Raw genomic sequence first — 12,142 nt, forward strand, 5'->3', positions numbered from 1 at the left:
GTTCACATCCCCACGGTGGACGGCCGGTGCGCCGGATCCTCGGTCAGCAGCCCGCACATGGCGAGGATCGACAACAGCGGCCCCAGCACCCGCCGGGAGCGCACCCCGTGCGGGAAGCGGCCGTTCGTCGGCTGACCGCCGGTCGCGGAGGCGAAGTGCAGGGTGCAGCGCAGGCCGTTGTCGAACGGGCGCAGCCAGGCGGGCGCGGCGTGACGGCGCAGGAACGCGTAGACGTCGCGGCTCTCCTCGCGCACCTGCCGCGGATCGAACGGGGCAGTGGACGGCCGGCTGAGCCAACGGTCGACCGGGGGCTCGAAGCGCAGCAGGTCCGCCTTGCCGACCACCAGGGCCATGGCCACGTCGAGATACGCCCCCTGGCGCGGCAGCCGGTCGAGCACGGTGTCGAAGGCCGGGTCGCTCCTGCTGACGCGCAGGCCGTACCGCTCGCGCGTCTCGTCGAGTTGGGGCAGACCGCAGGCCAGCAGTGGATCGGCGACGAACACGAGGGCGTCGACGCCCAACAGGAAGCGCAGCAGCGCGTCGGTGCGGACGAGGTCCTCGCCGCCCAGGTCGAAGAAGGCCACGGGCCGTACCTGGCCGTCCGCTCCCGTGAGCAGCAGAGCCTCGACGAACTCGGCGAACGGTGTCTGCGCGGTCGCCTCCAACTGCTCGCCGGCGCGCAGCAGCGCCACCCGTTCGCTGATGAACACCGAGTGGTCGGCGGGGTTCACCGGCTGCCAGCTCACGCCGTAAGGGCGAAGGCAGCCGTCGGTGATCTCGGCGACCATCTGGGTCAGCAGATGGCTCTTTCCGGTGCCCGACGTCCCGACCATGGCGATGGTCAGCGGTCGGCCGTGGGTCAGGTAGGGCACGGGGATGTAGTGCTGCGTGACTCCCTGGGTGTTCCCGCACAGTTGGAAGGCTCCGCGCAGGACGTCCGCGCGGCGCAGCGGATTGGTGAGTCCGGCGGTGTCGAGGCGTTCGTACTGCGCCTTCTCGTTGCGGACGTGCAGAGCCCGTTCGTCGTAGACGACGATCTCCAGGCAGTACGGGCAGATCACCTGCCCGGGTTCGAGGTGTGTCGAGGTGCCACTCACCGGCGTCCCTTTCCGCTTCGGCCGCGCTCGCGATCGGCTGTCCCGCCCAGCCAGCCGCGTCTGCGGCCCCGGTCGTCGGCCGGCGTGCCCGCGGTCGTGTGCGGCCGTCCGTCGCGGAGCGGTCCGTCCCGGTCGGGTGCCGCCGCGTCGCGTCCGTCCCGAGCGTCGGCTCCGCCGATTCCGGCTGCGGTGCGCTTGCGGGCGAGGACCGCGTCGAACTCCCTTCGGTGCGGCTCCAGCGGGTCGGGGCGGGCCACGACCATGGCGGCCGGGTCGGGGTCCGGCATGAGCAGGCCGAGCAGGCGGGTGGGGGTCGGACGGTCCTCGGCCCTGGGTGCGAAGGCCGCGCCGAGGGTCTGGGCCAGGGACCGGTAGGTGTCGAGGTCCGCGGGCGGGCCGTCCGGCCTGCCCTGACGGCCGGCGACCAGCTGGTACATCAGCTGGGCGGTGCTCCACAGCGCGTCCCGCGCGTCGACCTCGCCGACACCGGCGCGCTGTTCGGGCGGTGCGTACGGCGGAGTCCCCCACGGTGTGCGCGGGGTGCCGATGCGGGCCGTCGCGCCCAGGTCCCACAGTTGGGCCCGTTCGCCGTCCCAGCGGACGGCCGCGGGCACGATGCCCCGGTGCACGAGTCCGAGGCTCTCCAACAGCCGGACGGCGAGCACCAGATCGCGCTCGATGATCCGCTGATCGGTGGTGGAGATGCCGTGGGCGAGGCTGGTGGCCGACTCCCCCCGGGGGGCGGAGTAGATCAGGAACGGCTCGGGCGCGTCCATGTCGTAGCCGACCGGCACCGGGAACAGGCCCTGGTACGGGCTCCCGGAGAAGGCCCGGTGGATCATCAGGGCCGCGCCCACCTCGGTCTCCAGCGCGTGGTACTCGTGGGCGTCGGAGGCGTCGGCGGTGGACAGCCGTACCTGTACGCCCTTCCAGGCATCGCCGAGCAGCAGTTCGCGGGCCAGCAGGGGCGTACGGACGACCCTCCTGAGGTCGGGGCCGAAGCGGGCGGGGACGTCGCAGCGCACGCCGTCCGGGGTGGTGAAGGACAGGTCCGGCGGCATCTCGGTGCCGTCGGCCGACGCGCTCAGGTCCCAGGTGGCCGCGCCGCGACCCGCTGTCCCTGCCGTCCGTTCGTTCACAGGCCCACCTCGTCGCCGTAGCGGCCAGGTGCCGTCGACCGGTCGTCGGCCCACTCGCGCAGACGGACCGGCCGCACCACTCCGACCCGCAGGGGAACCAGCTTCAGCAATCCGGCGTAGCGCCCGGTGGAGGTCCACACCGAGCGGCTGCGCACCCCGGGAGCCGCCATCGCGGGGGTGTCCTCGTCCTGTTCGGCGCTCGCGGCGGGACCGGTGTGGCCCTCGGTGGCGTCCCACACGGCCTGCGGGGCGAACCTGATCCACTCCACACTGGCCGGATCCCTGCTGAGCAGCGGTGTCTGGTCCGGCGAGGCCAGGTCGACGATCCGGCGGCCCTGCGGGTCCGGCTCCATGGCGTCGGCCACCCGCTGGTGCCCGATGCCGAGCAGTCCCTCGGCGTCGCCCCGACGGTCCGCGGACCGGGTGTAGGGGGGTGGCGAAACCACGCCCTGGGTGAACAGATGACGGCGGGTCACTTCGAGCTTGTGCCGCATCTCCTGCTCGACGCGGGTGAGCGCGGGTCCCCCGCCCTGACCGCGTACGACAGCACCCCAGTAGGGGTCGAGCGCGCTGACCAGTGTGTCGGTGAGGTCGCCCACGAGCGTGTCCACGAGCTCGGGGCCGCCTTCGCCCGCCTCGCGGTCCAGCCAGCGCGGGCCGTCGCCGGACCGCCGGTGCGCCGCCGGGGCGCGTGTCCCGGCGCCGTCGGCGGCGTCGAGCCGGGAGGTCGTGCGCCCTTCGGCCGTCCCGTGGGCCTTGTCCGGCCGACGGTAGGGGTCGGGTTCCGGCATCCAGGCGGGCCGTTCGACATCCCCGTCGGGGTTTGCCGTCGAGGCGGGGCCGGTCTCCGCGCGGAACAGGTCCTCCCATCCCCCGGCCGTCGGCGTCGCCCCGGGGTTCGGTACCTGGTCGGGGCCGTCGAGCTCCTCGACGGCCGCCGCCGCGCCGCGCAGGGCGCCGGCCACCATCCTGGCGGCGTTGGCGCAGTACAGGCGCTCGTCGGCGGCCCAGCGCTGCCGGAACACCGCCTCGGCGAGCAGCGCGTCGAGGTCGTCCAGGGCCCGCCGGGCGTCGTCCGCGCCGGTGAGTTCCCACCACTGGTCGACGGCCCGGCGCCAGCGCAGGACGAGGAGTGTCATGGCGAGTGCCGCCCCGCCCAGGAGCCCCAGCAGCCCCGCTCCGGGGGGTAGGTCCACCGCCCTGCCGAGGACCGCGCCTCCTACGGCGCCCGCCGTGCCCGCCAGCACCTGTGCCGCCAGGGCGGCCGCGCCGGGTCCCGAGGGGATGCGGCCGGGCTGCCGCGACCGGGTGAGCAGGCTGCCGCCGACGAAGACCAAGAGGACACCGAGCGCGCCGAGCACGGCGAGCGGCCCGGTCAACAGGGCGGCCACCCCGCACGCGACCAGCGCGCCGCCGAGTTGCCCGGGGGTGGTCGCGGAGACGGCGAAGTGCTGCTCGGCCGAGACGCGCCGAGGCAGCTCCGGCGGGCAGCGCCGGTCCGCCTCGGTGAGCAGCCCCGCGCTCGGCGCCGGCGCCACCTGCTCGGAGAGCGTGGCGAAGCGTTCGGCGACACTGCGCAGGGCCAGCCGCCCGCCGAGCATCCGTTCGGCGAGCCGGTGCAGGCCGTCCCCCACGGCCTCCCGGTCGCCCGCGTACGGCGGGACACGGACCCCGAGTTCGGACAGGAGCAGCGCCGATTCGGGCGTCGCCGCGGAGGTCCCGGCGGCGCCGTCCTGGAGGGCCCGGACCACCAGACCGCGGTAGCCGTCGAGTTCGTGCCCGGCGGCGTCGAGTGCCTCCTCGGTGGCACGCCGGCCGGTGCCGAGGAGCAGACCGCCGACGCCACTGAGCTGTGCCCAGCCGACGTAGGCCTCGTCGAGGGCGGTGAGGCAGCCCGCGTAGGCCCGGTCGGCCTGGCCGCCCGGGACCCGGTGGCCGGGGACCGCTCCTGTGGGGCGGCCCGCGGCGAGTTCGTCCAGCGGCTTGGGCAGCTCGATCCGGGTCGTGTCGTCGCCGTCGGCCGGCAGCGGGGTGCCGGCGGACCGTTCGCCGGCGAACCGGTTGAGTGCCTCGCGCCACGCGCGCGCCCTGGCGGCGCCGGACAGGTCGTGCTCCAACACCCGTACACCGGGCACCGCCACGGCGTCCGGGAACCGGGCGAGCGTGTCCAGGGTCTCGTCGAACAGCGCCCGCAGCAGATCCACGAGGACGGCCAGTGCCTCCGGGTCGTCGGCACCGACGGGGTCGCCCGCGGTGCGGGCGGCGCGCAGGTCGCCCGCCCACAGCAGCCCGGAGTCCGGTCCGTGCAGCGCGGCCGGCCTCAGCAGGCGACGGCCGAACCCGCCGGGGTTGTCGCTGTCGGAGACGAACTCCGCGGGCCGGTCGTCGTCGTGAGGGAGGGCAGTCGCGTCGAGGTCGTCCGCGCCCGGCAGATCGCCGACGACCAGGCCGAGCACCCATGCCTTGGCGCCGTAGCCGAGGACCTTCTCGTACAGACCGTGGTGGTCCATCAGCCCGCGCGGGGTGTCCAGCAGCAGGAACCTGTAGTGCCCGTCGCCGGGTTCGGGCAGCCCCTCGTCCCTCAGTTGCTGCTGGACCGCCTTGCGCAGCGCGCCGGGGGCCGCCAACCGGTGTGCGCCGGACCGCAGGTCCAGCACGATCACGGCGTGCGCCGCGTCCTTGACCTGACTCACTCGGGGTCACTCTCCCAGGGGTCCCGGGCCGCGCGGCGATCGGCCCTCGGGTCGGGCGTCCGGTCCGGCCCGGATCCGGCCGGGTCCGCGGACTCGCTCGAGGTGATCCAGGGGAAGTCCTGCTCGGCGCGCCCGGGCCGGCCGTCACCGTCGTCGGTCGGGAACGGCGGATACACGGGAGGGGGCGGGCCGGTGGCCGGGCCGGTGCTCGGTCCGCCGGCCGGTCCGGTGTCCGGGGGAATCCGGTGGGAGCCCACCCCGAAGTCCCGTTCCGGGTTCCGGCCGGCGCGGTCGTCGTCACCCCGGAGCGCGTCGGGGAACGGGTCGCGTTCGTCCGCGCTGCCGACCTCCCAGGGGTAGTCGTCGTCGGCCGAGCCGTTCGCCCGACCGACATGGCCCTGGCCTGCCTGATCCGTGCGTCCGGCGTACGGCCCTGTGTCGGCGTTCGTGGCGCGGAGGGTGCCGTCGCCCGGTGCCGGGTCGGAGGCCGGGCGGTCGGGGTCGGACGCCGGGCGGTCGGGGTCGGACGCCGGGCGCGTGGACAACCGCTCGGGCCAACGCGGCTGTTCGGGCCACCCGGGGAGGTCGTAGCGGTCCGTGGGGACCTGCCCCCGATCCGGGGGGGCGGACTCGGTGCCGGGCCGGGCCGCGTGGCGGCCCCCGCGGGCGTCGCCGGCCTCACGCTCCCCGCGGCCCGTCGGGTGCGGATCGGTGGCACGGTCGGGGGCGTCCCTGTCGGCCTTCGCGTACGGGTCGACGCGGTCCGCGCGGGGCGTCGGGTACGGATCCGCGGCCGAGCCGAAGCGGTCCCGGTCCGCCTTCGCGTACGGGTCGACGGCCGGGTCGGAGCGATCCCCGTCGGCCTTCGCGTACGGGTCGACGGCCGGGTCGGAGCGATCCCCGTCGGCCTTCGCGTACGGGTCGACAGCGTCCGTACGGGCTTCCGCGTACGCGTCGACGTGGTCCTTGCGGAAGTTCGCGTAGGGATCGACAGCCGGGTCGGGGCGGTCCCGGTCGGCCTTCGCGTACGCGTCGGGCCTGTCCCGGTCCGCCGTCGCGTACGGATCGGCAGGCGGGTCAGGGCGGTCCCCATCGGCCCTCGCATACGCGGCAGAGCGGTCCGGGTCGGTCTTCGCGTACGGGTCGACGTGGTCCGCGCGGGGCGTCGGGTACGGATCCGCGGCCGAGCCGAAGCGGTCCCGGTCGGCCGTCGGGTGCGGAGCACCGGCCGGGGCGACCCGGTCCTTCCGCAGCGGGGCGGTCCCCCAGTCGTCCTCCTCGCGTCGCCGTGGCCTCGGGGGTGTCGGCGACGCGGTCGGGTCCGGTGGCGGTGGCGGTGTCGCGGAGAGGCGCTCGTCCCGCATCGTCCGTTCCAGGGTCCGCAGGGTCGGCTGGAGTGCCCGCTTCTCCGTGAACGCCACGTCCAGGGCGCCCGGAAGGGTCTCGGACCAGAACTGCCGGAGCGGCCTGATCCATTCGGCGGACCACTGGCCGGACTGGTGCTCCAGCTTCTCCAGGAGCTCCTGCTGGCGCCTCGCGACGTCGTTCACGAAGTGGACGAACAGCGGGTCGGGGGTGCTGCCGGAGAGTGACAGGCCCTTGGGCTGGACCCGCATGAGCACGCTGCAGTAGTCCTCCACGATGCGGCCCTCGTCCAGCAGCGCCCACCTCTCGTACGAGCGCAGCAGTCCGGCCCAGCCGGAGAGGTCGCCCTGATAGTCGTCGAGCCGCAGGGTCATGCCGGGGACGTCGGGGCCGTCCTCCTCGTACAGCCGGACCCGGACCCGGCGCGGCGAGTCGGTGTCGCCCTCGACGACGGTGAGCTGGCCGTTCCACATGGCGCACAGCAGACGGTGCAGGATGTGCTGCCGGTCCTCCTCCGTGCTGGCCAGCCAGTCGTCGCGGTAGCCGAGCCGCTGACGCCAGCTCAGTACGTCCTCGCTCTGTTCGACGTCGCGGGCCCTGGCCCAGCGGCGGAGCACGTTGCGGGCCTCGGGCACCTCGGTGAGGCTCATCTCGCTGCGGAAGAGCACCACCGTGATCGAGTCCGTCTCGACCCCGCGGAACTCGATGGACCGCTTGCCGTCCCTCGGCAGCAGCAGGGACTTGCTCAGGTACTCCTCGACCGCGGCCTTGTTCTGGATCCGGGGGTAGACGATGAGGATCTTCAGCGGACCGCCGCCCTCAGGGACGAATCCGTGCGGGAGCAGACCGGCGATCTTGAAGCGGAACTGTTCGAGCGCGCTCTTGCCGACCTCCTCGGCGGCTTCTCCGACCCCGGCCGCCGCGCTCAGCAGCATCGCCATGGACGGCAGCAGCGGGCGTTCGTCGGCCTGCACGCCGCTCTCCGCGAACAGCGTCTTGATCCGCTGTTCGACCGCGGCCTTGACGGTCGCGACGGCCGCGGCGGGATTGCGCCGGCCTGCGGCGTGCGCGGCCTGCCAGCAGTCGCCGTCGACGAGTTTCAGCAGCAGGGCCGACTCGTCGTCGTTGTCGCGCAGGTTGACCCGCTTGATCAGGCGTTCCCTGAGGTCGTCGTAGAAGTCGCGGAGGTTGCTCTGCGGTGGCAGCAGGTAGGACACGCCGGTGCGGTCGTCGTAGAGCTCCTGCACCTGCTGCTGGAAGGCCCGGGGTTCTTCCTCCATGTGCTTGCGGAACGCCTCGATCAGCAGCGCCAGTTCGCCGCTGAGTGCGGTGGCGGCCGGGCGCCAGCGCTGTTCCTGGCGCCGCCAGCCCTCGTGCCAGACGACCCGGCTGCGCCACTGGTACCAGCGGTCCTGTGCCTCGACGGCGGCGGCCACGTCGGCGTCGCCCCAGCGTGCCTTGGACAGGCCGCCGATCCGTCCCCTGATCCGGGGGACGGCGGGTGGCTGTGGCTCCACGCCCGCGGGGCGCGCGGGCTGTCGGCTGCGGTTCTCCAGCATGCCGAGGAAACCGAGCACGGTCACCGGGTCGGAGTCGCCGGGCACTCCCTTGACGATCCGTTCGGCGTGGAAGAGGTCGGCGGAGCGCAGCACCCGCTCCAGTGCGGCACGGGGCGCGAACTGCTCGGCGAGCGCGGGTGCGCGCCGGTCCACCCGGCGGCGCAGGTCGTCGAGGAGTCCCTGCATGTCGCTGATGCGGTCACGCAGCGCCTGCTCGATGGCGACTCCGCCGCGCGGCAGCGGATCGGGCTCGGGCACGGGCAGTGGTTCGCGGGTCCACAGTTCGTCCAGGCCCGCGTCGGCGAACATCTTGCGGACCGTGCCGCCGTAGTCGTGGCTGGGCCGGACCGTGGGCTCGGTGAGCCGGCGGACCGACGTGGCCAGCATCCGGGAGGAGACGAGCTCGGCGAGTTCGTCGAGCGGTGCGGTCATCGAGGCCACCAGGCTGGTGGACACGCCCCGGTGGCCGATGCCGGAGGAGGCGCGGGCGGCGCGGTGCAGGCCGCGGTTGATGAAACTGGCCGCGAACGTCTGGTAGTCGTCGTCGGCGCGGGTGCGCGGCCCGCTTCCGTCGCCGAGTTCGGTGCCGACCAGGGACATCACCAGCGAGACGATGGAGCGCCGCAGGTCGTCGGGGCGGATTCCGGCGGTGCGGCTGAACAGGAAGGCGGTCGGCACCATGCCGGTGCGCAGCCGGATGGGGTGCACGCCCGGGTAGCGGATGTGCATCGCGGAGCCGGGATCCGTGTCGCCGAGGTCGGACTCGGCGGTGGGCACGTTCTGTTCGTCGACCAGCCGGAAGAGGTCCACCACGGCGCGCGCGGCGTTGAGTTCGGCCTCGCGGCCGCCGCCCGACGAGGTGGGGAAGGCGGACGGCATGACCACCAGGGGGTAGATCCGCGCGCCGGTGAAGTTCTTCGCCCGGAACGCCTCACCGATCAGGTGGAGATAGTCGAGGAAGATGCCGGCGCCGGTGCCGCCGGCCACCGAGTAGGCCACGAACACGTCGCAGCCCGACATCGGTCCGCCGTCGAGTTGGCTGAGTTCGCCGCCGGAGCGGCTGATGGCGTCGATGGCCTGGAGCAGCGGACCCATCACCGGGTCCAGTCCGTTGCGGAGGGTGCCGAACAGGGCCGCGCGTCCGACCGTCGGCAGTTGGCCGGCCCCGTTGCGCAGCGGGGTGACCTTGGGTTCGCCCGTGCGCGGGGGCAGCCAGCCGCTGATCTCGTCCCGCATCACGGCACGCAGTTCCCGGGTGACCTCGGGGGAGCTGTCGTGGTCGGGCAGAAGGTCGTGGGTGGCGCGCGCGGTCCGGCTGTAGGCGGCGCGCAACGAGTTGTCGGCGCTGAGGTGGGGCAGTCGGGCGAGTTCGGACTCGCTGAAGTCGGCGTAGACGAACTGGAGGAACTCCGGGAGCTGGTAGCGCAGCGGGATGCCGAGACGGTTGAGCGCCGTTCCGTCGGGTCCGCACAGTCCGGCCCGCAACCGCCGCTCCAGCTCGGCTCCGACCAGTCCGCCGGTGCCGCCCAGCCCGACGAAGAGCATCGGCTGGAAGATCTTCATGTAGTGGTCCTCCGCCGGGACGCGGGACGTCCCGGTCGCTGGTGGTCGAGTACGGGTGGGAAGGGACCGCGGTCACCGGTGCGCGGTCGGGTGGGACGGGCGGCGGCTCCGGCCGCCGCCCCGGTGCCGGGGCGGTGGTGTCCCGGTGGTGTCCGGGAGGCCGGCTCAGAGGTCGGGGTGGTTCGCCGGGTCCCGGACGCTCGCCGCGTAGGTGCCGTGGTCGTACGTGTCGGTGGACGCGGAGGTGTCCTCGCGGGTGGCGCGGTGGCGCTCGGAGAACCGGCTCCGTCCGGCCGGGCCGGGGCGTCGGCCCGCGCCGGCCCGGCGGCCCCGGCTCTCGGCGACCTGGAGGGAGAGTGTGTCGGTCAGCGCCAGTTGTTCGCCGAGCCGCAGGGTCCGCTCGCCCTGACCGGCGGCGCGCAGCACCACTCCCCCGTTGAGGTCGCGCCGGACCGCGTAGGTGCCGCGGTTGCGGCGTTCGATCCGGGGGGTGTCGGTGGTGGTGTCGACGATGTCGAACTCGTACCAGTTGCCGCGGCCTGTCTTGGCCTTGCGGCTGCCGACCAGAGTGGTGTCGGCAGCCCGCAGTTCGAGGACGAGTCCGCCGGGGGCGATCCGCAGCCGCTTGACGCGCCGCCGGGAGAGCAGCGCGGCGACGACGGCGACGAGGAGGAACGCCGTGGGGATGATGACCTTCCACCAGGTGTCCCAGATGCGTTCGACCACACCGGGCACGGCGGTGACGGTGATGCTGAGCGGCGCGTCGTCGAGGACGCGTGCGCCTTCGGTCACGGTGACCTTGCCGCCCAGGGCGGTGCCGTCGTCGTCCACGGGCGCTCCGAGTTCGGCCTCGCCGGCCACCTTGACGGTGACGTCGACGGTGCGGGTCGCGCCCGGTTCGACGGTCACTCCGGCGGGGTCGATGCTCAGACCGCTGGCCTGGGCGTCGGCGACGGCGAGCTTCACCGTGTGCGGTGCCGCGTCCCGGTTGCTCACCTTCAGCGTGCCGCTCACCCGGCCGCCGGGGTGGACGGTGGCCGCGGGGATGTCGAGCACGGCGCCGAACTTGGCGTTCAGGGGCGCGGTGGTGGTCGGGTAGGACCGGCCGTCCGGCAGGAGTCCGACCGATTCGACGGTGCTGGAGAAGAGCAGGGCGCCGGTGGCCCCGCGGGGCACGGTGACGGCCCCCGAGAAGACACCGTCGGAGCTCCGGCGGTCCTCGCCCTCGCCGTCGTCGGTCAGGGTGATGGGCACCTTCTGCGCGAAGCCCTCGCCGGTCAGCTGTCCCGCGACGGAGATGCCGCGCAGGTCCCGCTCGCCCAGTTTGACGCCGGCCCGGGTCAGCACCTCGACCTCCACACGGGTGCGCTGTCCGGCGTTCGGCGAGGGCTTCTCCAGCCGGATGTCGGAGCGCACCGCGCCGTGCCAGAGGACGCTGATGGTGGCGATGCGGTCGCGGTGTCCCGCCGGTGCGTCGAGGTGCACACGCCACTGGCCGGCGAGGGGCCGGGTGATGCGCAGGGACTCCACCGACCTGCCCCGCCCGGTGAGTTCGAAGGACGACTCGCCGTCCGCGCCCCCGTCTCCGGAGGTGGCGACCCGGTGGCCGTCGGGGTCGTAGTAGGTGGCGGTCACCTGGGGGTCGCCCTTGGAGACGACGATGGTGCCTTCGGTGGCCAGTGGCGAGACGCGCACGGCGAGGTCGGCGGGCGGCCGGCCCTGCGAGCCCGGCTCCCGGTAGAGGCAGCGGGCGGCGGCGAACGCGGACTCCAGTGCCTCGCCGACCCCTTCGGCGCTGACGACCTGTGCCTTCGGCGTGGTCTGCGGGAGGTCGCGGCAGCCGTCGCGGTAGCCGCCGGCCGCCATCGCGTCGAGGCTCTCGCGGTCCACGTCCCCGCCGAATCCCAGCGGCCAGATCTGCACCTTGGCGTCGGCCGCCTCGCGCAGCGCCGCGGCGAGGTCCTCGCCCGCCTGCTCGTCCCGGGTGCGGTCGTCGAGCCCGCGGTAGCGGTAGCTGTCCTTCACGTCGAGGTAGCCGTCGGTGAGCAGGAAGAGCACGCGGGGCCGCCCGGAGTCGGGGGCTTCCTTCAGACGGGTGACGCCTTGGCGGACGGCGGAGATGAAGTCCGTGCCGGAGCCCTGCTGTTCGGTGCGCTCGCGCAGGCCGCCGGCGCATTCGCCGATCTGTTCCCGGCCGACGGTGTCCAGTTCCCGCATGGGGCAGACCTCGTCGATGGGCGACTGGGTCGGGGTCCTGGCGTCCGCGAAGCCGAACACCACCATCCGTGAACGGGCGGAGGGGTCGCTGCCGGCGATCGCGGTGACGGCGTCCTTCTCGCGGGCGAGCTCCCCGGCCCCCAGGCTCGCCGACTCGTCCACCGCGACGGCGTAGTCGACAGGATCGTCGGAAGCCTTCCCGGCGGCCCGGGCCGCGTCGACGGGCCGGGCCTGTGCGGCCGCTTCCGCGCCGAAGGCGGGAAGCGCCGCTGCGGGCAGCGTCGCGGCGGCGAGCACCACCGCGGCGAGGCGGCGTGTCCGCCTGCGCGCCGGTGTGAGCGCCCCACGCGCCGGAAGGACCGCCCCGCGCCCCGGAAGTACGGCGAGGACCGGCCGGACGGCGGAGGGGTTCGATATTCCCCCGGTCGGCGGCTTTCCCGATGTCACGGGCCGTCCGCACGCACGCTCGACCGCCCCCGTTTTATACGTCACGCTTGGCTCCCCATGGC

Annotated in this window: 5 protein-coding genes; all 5 read right to left on the minus strand. The window is 74.1% G+C overall.

Annotated elements, in window-relative coordinates:
- Window positions 1-2: 2 nt before the first annotated feature.
- Window positions 3-1,097, minus strand: coding sequence for a hypothetical protein (locus ACFV0T_RS01180; RefSeq protein ID WP_385773068.1), 1,095 nt, complete (start codon window positions 1,095-1,097; stop codon window positions 3-5).
- Window positions 1,094-2,236 carry a hypothetical protein gene (locus tag ACFV0T_RS01185; RefSeq protein ID WP_385773070.1) on the minus strand — a complete coding sequence of 381 codons (1,143 nt, stop codon included), beginning with the start codon at window positions 2,234-2,236 and terminating at the stop codon, window positions 1,094-1,096. Before ACFV0T_RS01185 ends, ACFV0T_RS01180 begins: the two co-directional genes overlap by 4 nt.
- The gene (locus ACFV0T_RS01190) at window positions 2,233-4,929 is read right to left on the minus strand and encodes a hypothetical protein (RefSeq protein WP_385773072.1); all 2,697 of its coding nucleotides are present in this window, start codon (window positions 4,927-4,929) and stop codon (window positions 2,233-2,235) included. Before ACFV0T_RS01190 ends, ACFV0T_RS01185 begins: the two co-directional genes overlap by 4 nt.
- Window positions 4,926-9,416, minus strand: coding sequence for a tubulin-like doman-containing protein (locus tag ACFV0T_RS01195; protein ID WP_385773074.1), 4,491 nt, complete (start codon window positions 9,414-9,416; stop codon window positions 4,926-4,928). The genes ACFV0T_RS01190 and ACFV0T_RS01195 overlap by 4 nt, the downstream gene beginning before the upstream one ends.
- A gap of 165 nt (window positions 9,417-9,581) precedes the next feature.
- A complete protein-coding gene (locus tag ACFV0T_RS01200) occupies window positions 9,582-11,933 on the minus strand; it encodes a VWA domain-containing protein (protein ID WP_385773076.1) in 2,352 nt (783 codons plus the stop codon).
- Window positions 11,934-12,142: the final 209 nt, after the last annotated feature.

Origin of the sequence: Streptomyces sp. NPDC059582, from assembly GCF_042735715.1 — a bacterium.
GTDB lineage: Bacteria > Actinomycetota > Actinomycetes > Streptomycetales > Streptomycetaceae > Streptomyces.